20 protein-coding genes are annotated in these 16,917 nt (G+C 68.2%); 19 read left to right on the forward strand and 1 reads right to left on the reverse strand.

All coding sequences use genetic code 11. The annotated features are described in order from the left end of the window. Nucleotides 1-16 precede the first annotated feature (16 nt). From J7E97_RS08075 to J7E97_RS08105, 7 genes are all read left to right on the forward strand, one after another. Nucleotides 17-322: a hypothetical protein gene (locus tag J7E97_RS08075; RefSeq protein WP_215023874.1), complete on the forward strand. Its 306-nt coding sequence runs from the start codon at nucleotides 17-19 to the stop codon at nucleotides 320-322. Then, nucleotides 319-516, forward strand: a complete 198-nt coding sequence (locus J7E97_RS08080) for a hypothetical protein (RefSeq protein ID WP_215023876.1) — start codon at nucleotides 319-321, stop codon at nucleotides 514-516. The genes J7E97_RS08075 and J7E97_RS08080 overlap by 4 nt, the downstream gene beginning before the upstream one ends. Before the next feature lie 19 nt (nucleotides 517-535). Beyond that, the gene (locus J7E97_RS08085; protein ID WP_215023878.1) at nucleotides 536-1,819 is read left to right on the forward strand and encodes a hypothetical protein; all 1,284 of its coding nucleotides are present in this window, start codon (nucleotides 536-538) and stop codon (nucleotides 1,817-1,819) included. 5 nt (nucleotides 1,820-1,824) lie between these two features. After that, a complete protein-coding gene (locus J7E97_RS08090; RefSeq protein ID WP_215023880.1) occupies nucleotides 1,825-3,858 on the forward strand; it encodes a hypothetical protein in 2,034 nt (677 codons plus the stop codon). Between the two features lie 201 nt (nucleotides 3,859-4,059). Continuing rightward, complete coding sequence (locus tag J7E97_RS08095) at nucleotides 4,060-4,452, forward strand: hypothetical protein (protein ID WP_215023882.1); 393 nt, start codon at nucleotides 4,060-4,062, stop codon at nucleotides 4,450-4,452. Next, complete coding sequence (locus J7E97_RS08100; RefSeq protein WP_215023884.1) at nucleotides 4,452-4,946, forward strand: hypothetical protein; 495 nt, start codon at nucleotides 4,452-4,454, stop codon at nucleotides 4,944-4,946. Before J7E97_RS08095 ends, J7E97_RS08100 begins: the two co-directional genes overlap by 1 nt. A gap of 10 nt (nucleotides 4,947-4,956) precedes the next feature. Then, nucleotides 4,957-5,145, forward strand: coding sequence for a hypothetical protein (locus tag J7E97_RS08105; protein WP_215023886.1), 189 nt, complete (start codon nucleotides 4,957-4,959; stop codon nucleotides 5,143-5,145). Nucleotide 5,146: 1 nt separating this feature from the next. On the opposite strand, the gene J7E97_RS08110 is transcribed toward J7E97_RS08105, so the two are convergent. Continuing rightward, nucleotides 5,147-5,344 (reverse strand): hypothetical protein, encoded by a 198-nt coding sequence (locus tag J7E97_RS08110; protein ID WP_215023888.1) that lies wholly within the window; start codon nucleotides 5,342-5,344, stop codon nucleotides 5,147-5,149. A gap of 199 nt (nucleotides 5,345-5,543) precedes the next feature. On the opposite strand from J7E97_RS08110, the gene J7E97_RS08115 reads away from it, so the two are divergent. The 12 genes from J7E97_RS08115 to J7E97_RS08170 all read left to right on the forward strand — a co-directional run bounded on the left by J7E97_RS08115 (nucleotide 5,544) and on the right by J7E97_RS08170 (nucleotide 16,908). Then, a complete protein-coding gene (locus J7E97_RS08115) occupies nucleotides 5,544-5,990 on the forward strand; it encodes a hypothetical protein (protein WP_215023890.1) in 447 nt (148 codons plus the stop codon). 414 nt (nucleotides 5,991-6,404) lie between these two features. Continuing rightward, a complete protein-coding gene (locus tag J7E97_RS08120) occupies nucleotides 6,405-6,788 on the forward strand; it encodes a hypothetical protein (protein ID WP_215023892.1) in 384 nt (127 codons plus the stop codon). Between the two features lie 17 nt (nucleotides 6,789-6,805). Continuing rightward, on the forward strand, nucleotides 6,806-9,454 hold the full coding sequence (locus J7E97_RS08125) for an SGNH/GDSL hydrolase family protein (RefSeq protein WP_215023894.1): 2,649 nt from the start codon (nucleotides 6,806-6,808) through the stop codon (nucleotides 9,452-9,454). A gap of 363 nt (nucleotides 9,455-9,817) precedes the next feature. Next, nucleotides 9,818-10,135 carry an HNH endonuclease gene (locus J7E97_RS08130; protein WP_215023895.1) on the forward strand — a complete coding sequence of 106 codons (318 nt, stop codon included), beginning with the start codon at nucleotides 9,818-9,820 and terminating at the stop codon, nucleotides 10,133-10,135. 473 nt (nucleotides 10,136-10,608) lie between these two features. Beyond that, nucleotides 10,609-11,013, forward strand: coding sequence for a hypothetical protein (locus J7E97_RS08135; protein WP_308346427.1), 405 nt, complete (start codon nucleotides 10,609-10,611; stop codon nucleotides 11,011-11,013). Between the two features lie 49 nt (nucleotides 11,014-11,062). Then, entirely contained in the window at nucleotides 11,063-11,587 is a 525-nt protein-coding gene (locus J7E97_RS08140; RefSeq protein WP_215023899.1) for a hypothetical protein, read from the forward strand. Then, nucleotides 11,587-12,075 carry a hypothetical protein gene (locus tag J7E97_RS08145; RefSeq protein ID WP_215023906.1) on the forward strand — a complete coding sequence of 163 codons (489 nt, stop codon included), beginning with the start codon at nucleotides 11,587-11,589 and terminating at the stop codon, nucleotides 12,073-12,075. The genes J7E97_RS08140 and J7E97_RS08145 overlap by 1 nt, the downstream gene beginning before the upstream one ends. Further along, complete coding sequence (locus J7E97_RS08150; protein ID WP_215023908.1) at nucleotides 12,068-12,319, forward strand: hypothetical protein; 252 nt, start codon at nucleotides 12,068-12,070, stop codon at nucleotides 12,317-12,319. The genes J7E97_RS08145 and J7E97_RS08150 overlap by 8 nt, the downstream gene beginning before the upstream one ends. A 55-nt stretch (nucleotides 12,320-12,374) precedes the next feature. Then, nucleotides 12,375-13,961: a terminase gene (locus J7E97_RS08155; protein ID WP_251054065.1), complete on the forward strand. Its 1,587-nt coding sequence runs from the start codon at nucleotides 12,375-12,377 to the stop codon at nucleotides 13,959-13,961. Between the two features lie 19 nt (nucleotides 13,962-13,980). After that, nucleotides 13,981-15,363 carry a phage portal protein gene (locus J7E97_RS08160; RefSeq protein ID WP_308346428.1) on the forward strand — a complete coding sequence of 461 codons (1,383 nt, stop codon included), beginning with the start codon at nucleotides 13,981-13,983 and terminating at the stop codon, nucleotides 15,361-15,363. Further along, complete coding sequence (locus J7E97_RS08165) at nucleotides 15,360-16,166, forward strand: hypothetical protein (protein WP_215023912.1); 807 nt, start codon at nucleotides 15,360-15,362, stop codon at nucleotides 16,164-16,166. Before J7E97_RS08160 ends, J7E97_RS08165 begins: the two co-directional genes overlap by 4 nt. Nucleotides 16,167-16,224: 58 nt before the next feature. After that, entirely contained in the window at nucleotides 16,225-16,908 is a 684-nt protein-coding gene (locus J7E97_RS08170; protein ID WP_215023914.1) for a hypothetical protein, read from the forward strand. Nucleotides 16,909-16,917 lie beyond the last annotated feature (9 nt).

Genomic DNA, 16,917 nt, shown 5'->3' on the forward strand with positions numbered 1-16,917 from the left:
TCCCGAGGAGGCCCTCATGGGCTGGTCCATCTCGCACGGCGGCACTCGGCACGGCTACTCCTACGGAAGTGTTGCCGAGCTCCGCGCCAAGCTGGAGAAGGCGGCACCGCAGGAGTCGGCGACGCTCTCCCCGGTCCTGAACTGCGGCGGCGGTGACCCGTTCAAGGTCAACGCCAACACGGCCCAGCACATGGGCGCAGCCCTGCACCGGGCCGCCGATCGGCTGAAGATCTGGGACCGCAAGTGGGCCGCCATGGCCCGCCAGATCGGCGACTCTGCTCTCCTGGCCGCCAAGCTCGGTGAGCCCTGGAGTTGGTCGTGAGTCCCGGCCTGCTCGCCAGCATCGCGAAGGCCCGCATCTTCTGCCTCTTCGCCGGCTTCGCCTGGCTGTTCGGGATCACCCCGACTGCCAGCACCCGAGTCCTGATCTTCACGCTCGTCGCCGCAGCCGTCGCAGTCGACGTACTCCTCGACGGCCACCGCATCCCCCCCACCCGCCACCACACAACCGCCTGACACCCGAAAGGACCACGCCGTGAGCAGCGGATACCGCTCCTGGGAGGAGCGCGAGGCAGATGCCGAGAAGACCCGCGCGGAAGCGGAGCGGCTGAAGGCGGAGACCGCCGCCTTCGCCCAGCAGGCCGTGGCCGCCGCGGCCCGAACCGAGACCGAGCAGATCGCCGAACAGGTCAAGCAGGCCCGCCTCCTCAAGCAGCTCACCGCAGTTGAGGCCGACGCGGCCGACGATGCGACCGAGCGGAAGGAGAAGCGCACCGAAGCCCGACTCGACAAGGGCGTCGCCTTCAAGCAGCTCGTCACCACCCTCGTCGTCCTCGGCCTGCTCGCCTCCCTGCCGTCGCTGATCGCCTACTTCCTTGGCCTCCGCGCCGAAGACCAGCCGGACACTGGACCCGCCTGGTACCTGCTGTCGGTGCCGTTCTTCCTGGAACTGCTCGCCTGGACCAGCGTCAAGGGCACGCAGTGGGCGGCACGACGAGGCTTCGTCCGTTGGCCGTTCTGGATCCTCACCCTTGGTCTTGCCGGGTACGCGGGGCTCATCAACGGCACCAAGGGTGCCGAGATGTTCGGTCCCATCGCGGGATGGGCTCTGGCATCCACTTCGATCTTTGGGCCGGTGTTGTGGGAGGTCCGCGAGCTCATCGAGGCGCGAACCGCTGCCGACAACCGGAGCGTGGCCGAGCGGGCGGCGGACAAGGCCAAGGCGCGAGCGGAGCGGGCGACCGCCAAGGCTGAGGCAGCGCAGGACGCGGATCGCAGGAAGACGTTCCCGGACGAGTACAACGAGTACCGCCGAATCATGATTTCTCACCCGCTCGGGAAGATCGACCGGGACGCGGCATGGGAGCGCGCCTGGACCAACCAACACGGCCTCCCAGTCTCCGTTACTGCGGACACTCTCGTCGGCCAGGCCGATGCCCGCGACGCCATCCGCGAAGTTATGTCTCGCGCCGACAACACCGCCGAAGCACTCGCCGTCGAGCGGTTCCTGGGTGAGCTGTTTCCGACCGACCCGAAGGGCGACGACGACCCCGGCGGTAGTCCCGCCAAGCGTGGGCCTCAGCGCCCGCCTCAGACTCCTACAGCCCTTGGGGGGCTTGATAAGCAGCCCTCCGGGCGAGCGCCTCGCAGGGACGCTACGGAGGCCCTCGCTAAGGCCGACATCGATCGGGCGCGGGAGTACTTGACCCTCGTCGGCGAAGCCCAGTTCTCCGCCCCCGCAGTCGCAAAGCTCCTTGGCCGTAGCCACGTGTACGCCCGCCGCATCCGGAACGCCGTCAACGAAAAGAAGGAGGGCTGAGCCAGATGTCCACCGCCTTCGAGCACCCGCACCTGACCCTCGTCACCGAGCAGCCGCCGGCCCCCCTCGAGGGCGTCGTCGTCGAGAAGCCCGCCGCCGTCGAGAAGGCCGCCCTGCCCGCCTGGCTGGAGGCTGCCGTCGACCACGCGAAGGATCACCACCTGTACGCGCCGCTCGCCAGCCGCGGCTACCGACGCCTCGCCGCCCGCTGGCTCGACCGGTACCGCGACGACTACCCGCACATGATCTCCACCGCGCGGCAGACGCTCGCAGCCAGCGAGGACGTCGCCGAACATGCGGCCCTCGAGCAGCGCAAGACGGATCTCCGCCAGGCCTACAAGCGGCACCGCCTCATCTACTCCACCAAGACCGGCATGTGGGGGATCACCGCCGCAACCGCCACGACAGCGGGCACCCTTTCCGGCGGGTTCTGGGTCACCCTCGCCGCCGGGCTCGGCGCGTACCTGTACGGCATCCGCCACGGCGTCGCCGACGAGCAGACCACGCCGGTCGCGGCAGCACCTCTCGCTGTGGCCGGGGTAGCGGCTCCTTCCGGCGTCCGCGGCGCGGACGACCTCATCACCACCCTCATCAAGGCTGGCATCGTCACCGAAGGCCGGCGCGCTGAGACCCGCATCCTCGGCGGCATCCGCCCCGACGGCCCCGGATGGGCAGCCACCATCGAACTTCCCGAAGGCATGAAGGCCATCGAGGCCACCTCCAAGGTGGGCGAGCTGGCCAGCGCTCTGCGGAAGAAGGGCCTGCAGCTCGAGTGCAAGCCCGACTCGTCCGAAGCCGCCCACGAGGGCATGGTCCGCCTGTGGGTCGCCGACAGCCCCACCCCGTTCGCCGGCTCCAAGGTGCACAGCGAGCTCATCGACGCGCCCCGGTGGCACTTCTGGCGCGACGGGATCCCCCTCGGTATGGACGCCCGCCAGGCCCGGCAGGTCTTGCGGCTGATCTGGTCGTCGATGCTGATCGGTGGCCTGCAGGACTATGGCAAGTCGTACCTCGCCCGGCTCATCGCCGCCGCGGCAGCGCTCGACCCGACCGTCCGCATCATCGTCATCACCGGGAAGACCGGACCCGACTGGGCGCCCCTGAAGCAGATCGCGCACCGCTACATCGCCGGCTCCGACCCGGACACCATCCGCGAGATCTTCGGCCTCATGACGTCGACGATCGAGGAGATGCAGGCACGCGGCGTTGAGCTGGACCAGCTGTTCGAGAAAGAGCCGCACAAGGTCCCGGAAGGGAAGATCACCCCCGAGCTTGCCGAGGCCGGCATGGGACCGGTCCTCCTCATCGTTGAGGAACTCCAAGAGCTCCTCGACGGGGCCGCGGTCACCAAGATGGCCATGCCCGACGACGAGTCCGACAACCCGCGGATGGTGTCCGCGAAGGCGCCCCTCGTCGACATCTTCGCCCGCTTCAACCGGCTGACCCGCTACGTCCTCGGCATGGGTCTCTACATCACCCAGCGGCCTGACGCCGGCAGCGTCCCGACCGAGCTCCGCGACGTGTGCATCAAGCGGGCCTCGTTCCGCACCAAGACCCGCAACAGCTCAGAGATGGTCCTCGGCGAGGAAGCCGTCAAGGCCGGGGCGACCCCGCACGCGCTCCTCGAAAGCTCGAAGGGGATCTTCGTCCTCGACGAGGGAGCCGAGGACGGCTACCGCACCCTGCGCGGCGATGTCATCGACCTGCCCGACTTCGCAAAGATCTGCGAGCGCGGCAAGCAGCTCCGTATCACCGCCGGCACCCTCAGCGGTGACGCGCTCAACCGCTACGAGTACCAGGCCCTCGCGGACGAGCAGCGGGCGTTCGTCGCGAGCTGCCTCCACGTCATGAACGAGATGGGCCGCCACGCCATCCACATCGACGAGCTGGCCACCGCCCTGAACATGCCGGCCGGAGAGATCGGCGACGCACTGCGGGCGGCTGGCGTGGTCCGACCCGACAAGGTCGAGATCCCCGGCAAGGGCCGCGTCCGCGGCTACGACGCCGACTGCCTCATGGCGGCCATCAAGAACCTGTAACCGCCCGGACAGGGCCCGGACAACCCCGGGCACTGCGCCAGTTCATCCCGATATACACCCCGGACAGAGGGTGGGCAAGCCCCGGACGCCGCCCGGCTTACCCACCCCGCGTCCACCCGCCCGCCCGGGGGACAAACCGCCTCAAACTAGGGCCCCGCCCGCCCTGCAAACCACCACAAACCAACCACGAAGGAGAATGCCATGGGCAAGACCTGGACCACCCGCCGCCGTGGAGACATCAACGACTTCGACCGCTGGTTCAAGAAGGGCAAGACCGTCTACGTCATCAACAACCACGCCACCAACCTCGCCGCCCAGTTCGAAGCGCGGACCTACAGCGCCCGCATCGCCCGCGGCGGCGGCCTCTTCGGCGGCGAAGGCAAGTCCCTGCTGCAGTGCTACGGCGAAGTCTACGAGACGCCGCCGCGCGGGCTCCGCAACCTCGCCAGCCCCGAACCCCAGGTCGCCGGCCCGCTCCCTGAGGGCAAGGAGCACGGCAGGTACCTCGATCGTGGCGAGCTCGATCAGATGGGGATCTGGGCCGACGACGCGCAGGACCGCTACAACGAGGCCAAGAAGAAGGGCTGGCGGTAATGCGCACCCTGACCGCACCGGCTCGCCGCACGCCGGCCCCGGTCCTCGATCTGGAGGCCCGGCTGGCTCTGATGGGCCCGCTCATGGAGGCGCGGCTCGGGGCGGCCGGCCTCGAGATCGCCGTCAACCTGGCCCCGATCACCATCCCCGATGTCGTACCGGGCCCGCCGATCCTCCCCGCCTGGCAGCCCGCCTACAGCACGCCGGTCGCGCAGCTGCTCGAGCGGGCCGCGCACCGGATCGGCGAAGTCGGCTGGTCACGGCAGTACCTACGAGAGACCTCCGGCGCCGTCTGCGTCCTCGGCGCCATCCGAGACGCCGCCCGCGGCACCGGACTCGTCGAGGCAGCCACGTCGACTCTCCTGGACCAGATCACCGCCACAGCCCCCGACATCCTGTCCATCGGCGCCTGGAACCAGGCCCAGTCCGGGCCGGCGCCCGTGATCCGCATGCTCGGCGCCGCAGCCCGCGAAGCCGACCGGAGGAACCAGTGAAGGAGAGATCATGTTCCAGGCAGGCCAGACCGTCCTGATCGTCTCGTGCGAGGACGACCCCCGAGCCGCAGGGAAGACCGGGCGCATAGTCGACGAGGTCCCGCCCGGACCCCTCACCGAAGGAAGGTGGACGGTGGACAGGATCAGCCTGTTCATCGCGCCCGTCCTCTGCCGCACGCACGAGCTCCAGAGAAACTGACCTACCCGCGGCCCTGGCCTTCACCGGCCGGGGCCGCGGGCGTTGGTACGGCCCGCGCGATCCACCGGTCGCCGCAGACCTGGACGGGCAGCTGGGACACACCGACCTCGACGCCCAGTTCGCCGAGGCGCGCCAGCAGCGCCAACCCTTTGGCGCAATCCTCGGCCGAATCCGCCAGCACCCCGAAGCGAAAAGTCACGCACTCAGTGTCGCGCGGACGCTGGCCAGTTGCGGGCCGAATCGATGTCAGTACCTCAGAGGAGAATGAGTCCGTGGTTCTACATCTAGGGCAGCTGCCCGAATGGGCACACGAGAACAGCGGCGATCGGATACCCCACTCCGACAAGGTCGACCGCGCGGACCCTGCGCGCACCGACATTCTGATCACTCTTCATCACATGGAGCTTGCAGGGATAGAGATCGACGGCAGGGCCGTCGAAATCGCCACCAAGCTGATGCACTGGCGACACGCCCAAGCCTCGACGCAAGAACCCGTCGCCGAGGGTGACGTGCCGCGCTGGAAGAAGGCCCCCAGCGAGTCACGAGCCAAGTGCTGGGTCTACTACGTTCGCTGCGGCCATCTCATCAAGATCGGGACGACGGCGAATCTGTCCGTTCGCTTCACCTCCATCCGCCCCAACGAAGTCCTCGCCCTTGAACCCGGCGGGCAGCAGCTTGAGACGGTGCGGCACCGCGAGTTCCGAGCGCTCCTTGCGAGCGGGGAGTACTTTCACCCGGGGCCAGCCCTGCAGCAGCACATCCTCAAACTACGCGAGCAGCTCGGGCCGCCGAATTGGGCGGGATCCCAAGTTCCGGACGGGCAGAACTTCTTCCCTGTCAGCTAAGGTTGACGTCGGGACCTGTGCGAACGTAAGGTTTCTCTCACTGGACATCTCTGGCTTTGAGGCCCGCCCACCGTGGCGGGCCTCAGTCATTCCCGGTGGAGGTGAACATGGCCCCACCAATCGCGCTCGTCACCGAGGACGCCGCGGCCTACTACGCGGGGCGGCCTGGCGTCACAATTCGCCGCTGGGCACACGAAGGGCGTATTCAGCGGTACGGATCCGGCCGGGGAAAGGTCCGCTACAACGTGTTCGAGCTCAACAAGGCCGAGCGCGACGAGTGGACCCGCGTACTGATTGCCCCAGGATCCCCGCCACCACTGCCTACTGTCACATGTGTCGCCTGACCCAAACTCCTGCAGTCCGAAGCAAAATCGGCCAGCATGGGGCACCCAGAACCGCGACCAAGGGGTGCACATGTTCGGCAGCAAGAAGACGCCCGAAGAGAAGGCCGCAGCAGCCCGGAACAGCAAGATCCGAGGCGCAGCAGCGGCCGTCGGCGTCACCATGTTCGGTGGGAACTTCAGGTCCCCGAACCAGATGGACGTCCCAGTCGAGGGCGCCCGGATAACGCTGGAGCGCGGCGAAGAAGCCAAAGCCCGCATCACCGTCACCCGCGTCGCCCTCACCGGCATCTTCGCGCTGTGGCTGAAGAAGGACATGACCAAGCTGTTCATCACCATTGAAGGCGCTGGTGGCGAAGTTCTCGTGCAGCCGGTGGCCGCATCCCAGGAGCCACAGGCGCGGATCCTGGCAACGCTCGTCAACGGAGAAGCCACCGCACCGGAGCCCAGCAGCTGACTTGGAGGGGGTGCGAGATGGCCTTCCCCGTCGGCACCCCCGTCGTCACGTTCACCGGCACCCTGCCGTCCGCGGTAGCCGGCGTCCCCTTCAAGGGCCAGCTGGTCCTGACTCCGTCGGCTCGTCTGGTCGATGCGGGGCGGAACGCCGTCTACACCGGCGGCGGCAAGGTCCCCCTCGACAGCAGCGCGCATTTCAGCGTGCAGATTCTTCCCTGCGACGCGGCCGGTATCGAGCCTGTCGGCTGGCGCTGGTGGGTTGACGTCCAGCCCACCCGCGGCCAGCGGTACGGCTTCTGGGCCAACATCGCAGGTACGGGCACGGTCGACCTCGCCGCCCTCACGCCGGTGCCTGCGCCGGGCGGCGGGTCTGGCGGTGGTGGAGGGGGCGCCGTATCGTCCGTTAACGACAAAGTCGGCGCGGTGGTTCTGAACGCCGCGGACGTCGATGCAGACCCCGAAGGGACCGCCGACGCAGCCATAGCCGCGCACGCGGTCTCTACCGACCCGCACGGCGACAGGGCCGCAGCTGCGAGCGCCCTCGCCGCGCACGAAGCCGACACCACGTCCGTGCACGGCATCAGCAACACGGCGACCCTGGAGACCCAGAGCGGGGCGCAAGCCAAAGCCGACGCGGCCCAGGCGGCTGCCATCGCTTCGTCCGCCTCGGACGCCACGGCCAAGGTGACGACGCACGAGGCGGACACCACCGCCGTGCATGGGATCGCCGACACAGCCCTGCTGGAGACATCATCCGGTGCCCAGTCGAAGGCGGATGCCGCCCAGTCGACGGCCGTCTCCACGGCCGCTGCCGACGCCACGGCGAAGGTCGCAGCGCACTCTGCGGCCAGCGACCCGCACGGCGACCGCGCGGACGCCGCCAGCAAGTACCTGGCCAAGACCAACAACCTGAGTGACCTCGGCTCCGCGACGACCGCCCGCACGAACCTCGGACTCGCCGGAGCCGCCACCCTCTCGGTCGGCACTACCGCAGGCACCGTGGCCGCAGGCGACGACTCCCGGTTCAGCGCCATCGGCAGCACAGGCCCCCAGAGTCAGGCAGGTCTTGACGGCGGCGCCCTCCGCACCGCCGAGATACGCATCAGCGACGGAGCCGTCCAAGACCTCGCCACCGCAGCCTCCTGGGCGATCGCGGCCACCAGCGTCGGCACACAGCTCAAGTGCTCCATCCCCGCCGAAGCCGGCGACCGCATCCGAGTGGACCTCGGCATGCTGTACTCCGGGACCCGCTACCTCGACGCCGTCATCCTCGACTCCGTCGGCGCCATCAACCTGTACGCGGGCACGCAGACCACCAGCCCGCTGGCGGAAGGCAACCCCGAGTTCTACCCGTCGACCAGCTTCGGGAAGGCCTCGAGCGGGATCCTCTTCACCGTCGCGAGCGGCCACTTGAGCGGCGGGCAGGCCACGATCGCGCTGGCCAACCAAGGCACAGGCGCAGGCCGGATCTACGCCTACTCCGGTTACCCGTGCCGCATCACGCTCACCAACCTCGGCCCGGCGCCGGCGCCGACTAGTAGCACCATCGCGATGACCAGTACGCCGGCGTCGGGGTACATCAAGTACGCCCCCGCGGGCGTGACCCTGTCCGGCTCCGACGTCACGGGCCCTTTCCTCTACCTTGGCGCCGGCGGCTTCCAGATCGGCTCGGGAACCCCGGACTCGACCCTCGTGCTGCCGACGACCCGCTATCCGAACACGCGCGGGACGCTCACCAGCTCACAGTCGGTGTGGTCCGTCCGGTTCGGCACCGACGCAACCGCCTTCCAGGTCAGAACCAACTACCAGTCCACCGGATGCATCCGCATCCTTGTCAACGGCAGGCCGTTCACTGACCTGATACAGCCTCTCGGCGGCACCACCCCCGGCAACACACACCTCATCACCGCCAACCTCGGTGCCGCCCGGCCGCGGACCGTGCAGCTTGACTTCTCGTCCGTCCCGTTCGGTGGGATTTACCTTCCGCCTGGTGCGACGATGTGGCGGCCAGCAAGTCCGAGTCGACGGATCATGGTCCTAGGCGACAGCATCCCTGGCGGCAGCAGCATCAACACCGGCGGCGGCGCAGGCACATGGTTCAGCCGAGCTGCCCGCCTCCTCGGCTACGAGGACGCCTGGAACGAAGCGCTCGGCAGTACCGGATACATCACCGTCGGCACATCTGCGACCCTCGGCACTCGCGCACCGATCGACGTCATCCCGAACGCACCTGACGTGCTCTTCATCTCGGCCGGCTACAACGACAACGGCGGATCGCAGCCCTCGATCAGCACAGCCGCGGCCAGCCTGTACAGCGCAATCAAGACCGGCCTGCCCAGTGCGACGATCTACGTGCTCGGTTGCTGGTCACCGACCGGTTCACCCGGCGCGTCGATCACGAACACCGACGCGACCCTGCGAACCGCAGCCGCAGCCGCGAACCTGCCGTTCATCTCGCTGATCACCGGCGGGGTCTACAACGCAGCGGGCACCCTGATCGCCACCCACGGGCCGTGGATCACCGGCACCGGCCGAGTCGGCGCCCCCACAGGCGCCGGTAACGCAGACACCTACATCGGTACGGATGCGGTGCACCCCACCGACTCCGGCCACACCTACCTAGCCGGTCGCGTGGTCGCCGCGGTCCAGGAACTGCAGAACGCATAGGAGGTGTCATGGGTAGCCCGATTGACGATGTCATCCAGGCCTGGGGGACATCCGACCCGAGAGATGGGCGCCCATGCGGATCCACATCACCGACGGAGAACGGCACATCAGGATCCACGCCAGGTTGACGACGCTGACGCGAGGCGTCAAGGCCGCACGCTCCCTACTTGCCGCCCTACCCCCACCCGCTGCAGACCCCCACCCCGGCACTGACGACCCCACCTCCCCGGACCAGCCACCCACCGCCAGCGGCTTCGGGTTCTGCCTGGACGGGGTAACTCTCACCTCGGACACCGAACGGCCATACCCCGAAGCTCAGCCCGAACTACAACGCCCCCAACCCTCCGAACCCGAGGAGCGGCGATGAGTGGAGGATGGACTGACAGCAACAGGCGCGCCGAGCTTCCGCCGAACTGGTACACGGAGATCCGACCGGCCGTCCTCAAGCGGGACGTCAGTCTCTGCCAGGCGTGCGGCAATCCGGCGTCCGACGTCGACCACATCGGAGACAAGCGCGACCATCGACTCGTCAACCTGCAAGCGCTATGCGGCTGGTGCCATCGCAGGAAGACCAGCAGGCAAGGTAATCAGTCGGACAGCCGGACCAAGATCCGAGAGGGCCGCAGGCCGGAAGATCATCCCGGCCTGAAGATGGCTGTGGATCCGGAGGAGATCAAATGATCAAGGCTTCGAATTTCCCGGCCTCAACCCCTGGGCCCCCCTCCCCCCTCCCACCCTCCTGAAGCCCGGGGAGGTGCTGTGGCTGACGCTGGGTACGGGTCTGGCCAATTCGGGGCCGCGCGGACCCCTGGCCGGGCCTGAGGAGGCCCGGCCAGGGGGCGGGGGTCTGATCCAGCCTCCAGGGGGCGGTGTCCGCCTGAGGGTCGCAGGCCACCTCATCCCTCGCTTCCATGACTTGTATAATCGCAGGTCAGGTGCTGGATTGCCGTTACAGTTGACGGTAGGATGAGGGTATGGAAACGAAGCGCTGCGATCACAAGCCCTGCCGGGAGCGACTTGGTGCTCGGCATGCTCACAACGCGCGCTTCTGCTCGGGCCGCTGTCGGGTCGCCGCCCATCGGGCTAAGCAGGCTCTGCCCGCGGAGCTGACCGCGCGAGACCGCTGGGTTCGCCGCACCTCTGCGAAGGTCCCCGTGACCGCCAGCGGGGACGCAGCCAGCAGCACCGACCCGCGCACTTGGTCCTCGTACTCCAAGGCCAATTCCAGCAAGACCGGCGCCGGCCTCGGGTTCGTCCTCAATGGGGACGGCATCACCTGCATCGACCTCGACCACTGCCTGACCGGCGGCCGGCTGGCCGACTGGGCGCGCGAGATCGTGGCACTGGCACCCGGCTGCTGGATCGAGCGGTCCGTGTCCGGCGACGGGCTGCACATCTGGGGCCGCAGCGTGATGCGGACCGGCCGGCGCATCAAGATTCAAGGCGGGACGGTCGAGCTGTACCCGTCCGGCCGCTACATCGCGGTCACCGGCGACACCTGGGGCGACACGCCCCGTCGACTCGGTGAACTGGACCCTCTGATCGACACCTTGCTGTAGCCGCCCGACACGGGCGCGCTGCGGCGTACCCGACACGGGAGGCAAGAGCATGGCACGTCTTCAGATTCTGGAACTACCCGAGGGCGCGGAGGATGCACGTGCGCCGTTCGTTCTGGTCGTCGACCAGTGCATGCCGCAGCGCGTCGTGCTGGGCGCGGGGCAAGGCGCTCTGGTGGACCACTGGCAGGCCTTGGCGGACCGGATCGGTGCAAGGGGCGTTGTCGTAACCCCGGAGACGGTCGAGATCCCGGCGAATGAGGTGTCCATCGGTCCGGACGGATATCCCGTTCGGATGCGTGTTGAAGCCGACTTCACTCGCTTCGACGAGCAGCTCGCCGAGAGGGCCGCGGCCGATGCCGCCCCGGACCGCCCGGCGGATGCGGTCGAAGCGAAGCTGCGTCACTTCATCGACGAGCACCATGAGCGCGACATCAGACTGATGGATCGTGTCACGAATGCCCTCGGCATTGATCGGCTGCGCAACTGGGACGAAATCGTCTGGGCGATCGAGAACGATCACGAGGTCGCCCGTGCCCGCCGTGGGTCGATCGAGGATGCGAAGGGGGTGTCCTGATGGCTGGCGTTGGCCCCGCACCGAAGGACCCGTCAAGGCGTGCCCGCCGGAACAAGGATCCCCAGGCTCAAACGATCCTCCGGTTCGAGCGCGCGGACGCACCCGACCTGCCCGACTTCCGAATCAATGCCGGCGACGACGGGCTGGTCGAGTTCGTGTGGCCGGAGCGGACTTGCGAGTGGTGGGCGACGTGGCAGGCCTCGCCGCAGGCCGAGCACTTCTCCAGCACCGACTGGGAAGAGCTGCTGACCACGGCCTTGGTGCACGCCAAGGTGTGGACGGGAGATCTGTCCGCGGCGGCCGAGCTTCGACTTCGGGTGGCCAAGTTCGGCGCGACCATGGAAGACCGCGCCCGGCTCCGCATGCAGTTCGCTGCCGCGGACGAGGCGGACTCCAAGCGTCCGGAGACTGGCGCGACGGCGCGAGCGCGGTACGGAACGCTGCACGCGCTGCCGGAGCCGAAGGGCAAGGCGGTGGGCGATGGCTGACGACGTGCCGTTCTACGTGATCTGCGCGGGCACTCGTGACGCGGCTGCCGTGTGGGCGGCCCGGCACGGAATTGGTGACGACGAGTTCGTTTTCGCCAGCAGGCCCTGCGACGTCGTCGGCTATCCAGAATTCATCTCGGTTCGCCTTCCTTGCTTCTACGGCCGCGGAGACTGGCCGCTGGTAGACGAGGCGGTACGAGGCAACGACCTTCGGATGGCCGCTCGTGCCGTGGCGGGGACCTGAGTTCCAGGGCGAGCTTCCCACGCTCGGCTACCAAGTCCTCGACTGGATTCTCGAGATGCTGGCCGCGCCCGACCGGCCTGACTACGAACCGTTCGTGCCGACGCGGGAGCAGGCGGAGTTCATCCTCCGGTTCTACGAGCTGCATCCCGCGACGGGCAAGCGCCGCGTCCGTCGTGGGGTCCTCTCGCGGCCCCGCGGTTGGGGGAAGTCTCCCCTCCTGGCGGCCATTGCGTGCGCGGAGGCGCTCGGCCCGGTTGTCCCGGATGGTTGGGATGCGGCGGGCGAGCCGGTTGGTACTTCTTGGGACCGGATCCGCACCCCGTTGGTCCAGGTGGCGGCGGTGTCCGAAGATCAGACGCAGAACACGTGGGCGCCGCTGCTGGAGATGCTTCGACTGGGCCCGGTGATCGACGAGTACCCCGGGCTGGAGCCGCTCGACACGTTCGTCAATCTGCCCCGAGGGAAGATCGACATGGTCACCAGCTCGGCGACCAGCCGTAAGGGCAACAAGGCCCTCTTCGCGGTTCTTGACCAAACTGAGGAGTGGACGGCGAGCAACGGCGGGAAGCGTCTGGCACAGGTCATGCGCTCGAACGCCGCGAAGATCGGCGGCACCACCCTGGAGTCACCGAACGCCTACATCCCCGGCTTGGGCTCGGTCGCCGAGGACACCGCCGCGTTCGCCAAGGCGATCTCCGAGGGCCGCACCCGCGAAGACGGCCTCCTCTGGGATCACCGTGAAGCGCCGCCGGAGACCGATCCCACTGAGCGCGAGTCCCTGGTCGCCGGCCTGCGCTACGCCTACGGAGACAGCTCGGACCACGAGGCCGGCTGTGTCCTGCACAGTCCTCCCTGCGGGCCGGGCTGGTCCCCGATCGACCGCCTGGTCGGAGACTTCTGGGACATGTCGAACGACCCTCAGGTCATGCGCTCGGACTTCCTGAACCAGATCACCCACGCGACGGACAGCTGGCTGTCTCAGCCGGAGTGGGCGGCATGCTCGGACGCCACCCGCGTGGTGGCCGACGGTGAGGCCGTGACGCTCGGATTCGACGGCTCCCGGGCTCGTGCCCGCGGCGTCACGGACGCCACGGCTCTGATCGGATGCCGGGTCTCCGACGGACACATCTTCCAGCTAGGCGTATGGGAGCAGCCCGAGGGCCCCCTCGGCGAAGGCTGGCGGGTGCCGGTCCTCGAGGTGCTGGCCACGGTCGAAGAAGCCTTCAACCGCTACCGAGTGGTCGGTTTCTACGCGGACCCGGCGAAGTGGGAGGGGCACGTCGCGGACTGGGAAGCCCGCTGGGGTGCCGGCCTGGGGGTGAAGGCGACCCGCGATCATCCGATCGAGTGGTGGATGACGGGCGGCCGGTCGAATCTGATCGTCCGCGCGCTGGAGAAGTTCCAGTCCGCCGTCGTCGACAAGGAACTGACGCATGACGGCTCGAGCGCGCTGACCAGGCATGTACTGAATGCTCGCCGCCGTAAGGGGCGGTCGGGGATCCAGATCATGAAGGCGCATCCGGACTCTGCGCAGAAGATCGACGCCGCAGTGTCGTCGGTGCTGGCCTGGCAGGCCCGGCTTGACGCTGTGGCCAAGGGCCTAGCCGAATCCGAGGAGCCGATGGGCGGCTTCACGTTCTGACCGTGAGGGGGTGGAGCCCGTGCTGGACGACACCTCCTACACGCCGGACTGGTGGCTACTGCGGCTAGGCCGACGGATGCGGAATCGGCGATCAGACCTCGACCGATGGTGGGACTACTACCTGGGTAACGCGCCGCTCCCGTCTCTCCCGAAGAATGCGGCAGCAGCGTTTCTCGAGTTCCAGCGCAAGTCGCGCACGAACTTCTGCCGGCCGATCGCGGACGCGCCGGTGCACCGCATGCAGGTGCTCGGCGTTACCGACGCGGAAGGCAATGCCGACGCCGACGCCTTGCGCTGGTGGCAGGCGAACCGGTTGGACTCGCGGCAAAAGCAGATCTACAGGACGATGACGGCGCAGGCCCAGGCCTACGTCATAGTCGGACCGCATCCCTCGCGGCTCGAGCCTGATGACGAAACCCCGGCACCACTGATCACTGCGGAACATCCGCGACAGGTCATCGTCGAGATGAACCAGGCCACGGGCGAAAGGGCAGCAGCGCTGAAGGCCTGGTGGGACGATATCGACCGGGTGGGCCGGGCCACGGTCTACCTTAGCGACGGATTGCAGCGATACGTCACCCCCGGCCGGACGGGTGAGCGGTTGGGCTGGGGGCGTGAATCCTGGGTCACCGATGGCGAGTTCCAGCCGCACGACCTGGGGGCGGTCCCCGTCGTTCCGTTCCAGTGCCGGCCAGACCTGATGGAGGATCCCGAGCCCGAGTTCGCTGGCGTCCTGGACATCCAGGACCGGATCAACCTCGGGGTCCTGAACCGGATGACAGCGGCTCGCTACTCGGCGTTCCGGCAGAAGTTCATCACGGGCCACAAGTTTCGCAAGCGTGTCGATTCGGCTACGGGTCTCGAGATCGTTGAACAGCCGTTCGTTCCGTCGCCGTCAGCGATCTGGGCAAGCGAGGGCGAGAACGCCAAGTTCGGGCAGCTGGATGCCACAGACCTGTCTGGCTTCCTGAAGGAACACGAGTCCGACGTCCGCGACATGCTGGTCCTCAGCCACACTCCCGCCTACTATTTCGCTTCCCAGCTGGTGAACATCTCCGCCGACACCGTCAACGCCCTCGATGTGAACCACCTGGCGAAGGTCGCAGAGCACATGGCCGCGCTTGGTGAGGCGTGGGAGGACGTGCTGCAGTTGGCCGCGAAGCAGGCCGGCGTGGACCGGGACTACACGCTTTCCGAGGTCCGCTGGGCCGACCCGCGCCGGCTGAACCCGTCCGTGATCGCGGACGCGGCCACGAAGAAGCATTCGATCGGCTATCCGCTGGCGATTCTTGCCGAGGAGATGGGCGAGTCTCCGCAAAGGGTTCGCCGCATCACCTCGGAGGCCGCCGGCGCCGCCCTGCTGGCCATCCCGCCACTGCCTAGCCCGGCGGCCGGATCGTGAGCGAGGCTATTCAGGCCGCACTGGATGCCCGTTATGCCTCCATCACCGTCGGCCTTCGGCAGCGGCTCATCGCACTGGTGCTGCAGGTCTTCGGGGCCACCGGCAATTACCGGGACGCTGACGCGGACGCGTTCCTAGAGCGGATCATGCCAGCCGTTCTGGGCACGCAGCAGCAGATGGGTGCGCTGACCGATGCCTACCTGTCCCAGATGGTCGCCGCCATGTACGGCGGAAGTCCGCTAGCGCAGGGCATCAGCCTTCCGGAGTCGCTGCGAGGGGTGCCCCCGGAAGAGGTTTACCGGCGGCCCTTCGTGTCCGTGTGGACCGCGCTCTCGGAAGGCAAGCCCTTGGCCGAGGCTGTTCGTCAGGGGCAAACGCGCCTGACGTCGATCACCGGAACCGACCTGCAGTTGGCCAGGACCGAGGCGACACGCCAGGCCCTCAGCCGCGACAGCCGAGTCCAGTTCTACCGCCGGGTCCTGCGTGGCTCATTCAACTGCGCGATGTGCACGATCGCCTCGACGCAGCGCTACCGCAAGGCGAGTCTGATGCCGATCCATCCGGGTTGCGACTGCGGGACACGCCCTCTGGCCCCCGGCGAGGACCGGTCACAGGTCATCGACGATCGACTCCTCGAGGCGGCGCACGCGGCCGTCGCCAAGGGGACAGGCGAGTCGGACCGCGGCGGCCGATTGCCCGACTACCGCGACGTCATCATCGACCGCCAGCACGGCGAGCTCGGCCCGCTGATGGCCATCCGACGACAGAACTTCACGGGCCCCGCAAGCATTCCGGGTCAGTGATCAGCGCAGCCGACACGGCCGCGCCCAACAAAACCAACCCGACACGGGAGTACTACGCATGCCCACACGCACGCTTGCCCGGCCCCAGCACGCATCCTCCTCCACCTGGGCGCACCCCTACCCGGCCGGCGCGTTCTCGCCCTACCTGTACGCCGACGGCGGCGAAGACCCGAAGCCCGGACCTGACGGCGGGGAGTCCGACACGGACGACCCTGGACCGGAGCCGGTGAAGGCGGAGGCCGAGCCCGACCACAAGGCGGAGGCCGAGAAGTACAAGGCACTCATGCGGAAGCATGAGGCGCGGGCCAAGGAGAACGCGACAGCCGCCAAGGAGCTGGCTGAGCTGCGCAAGCAGTCCATGTCGGACCAGGAGCGCGCCGTCGACGAAGCCTCGGCGAAGGCGCGTACCGAGGAGCGGGTCCGCCTGGCCGGCAAGCTCGCCCGCCAGGGATTCCTCGCAGCGGCGGCGGGCCGGATCCCCAACGCCACAGACGTCGCCGACGACCTGAACCTCGGCAAGTACGTAGGCGAGGACGGCGAGATCGACGAGTCCGGCCTTGCTTCGCTCGTCGAGCGACTGGCCCCGCCAAAGCCGGAGAAGAAGCCGGACCCGGAACCGGAGAAGCAGAAGGGGCGCGGCTTCGACCAGGGCCCCCGCGGCACCGGCGCATCCGGCAAGGGCAGCTCCGTCGCCACGGGCCGGGACATGTGGGCACAGCGAAAGCAGACATCCACCATCTGACCTCCCAAG

The organism is Streptomyces sp. ISL-66 (assembly GCF_018614135.1).
Taxonomy (GTDB): domain Bacteria; phylum Actinomycetota; class Actinomycetes; order Streptomycetales; family Streptomycetaceae; genus Streptomyces.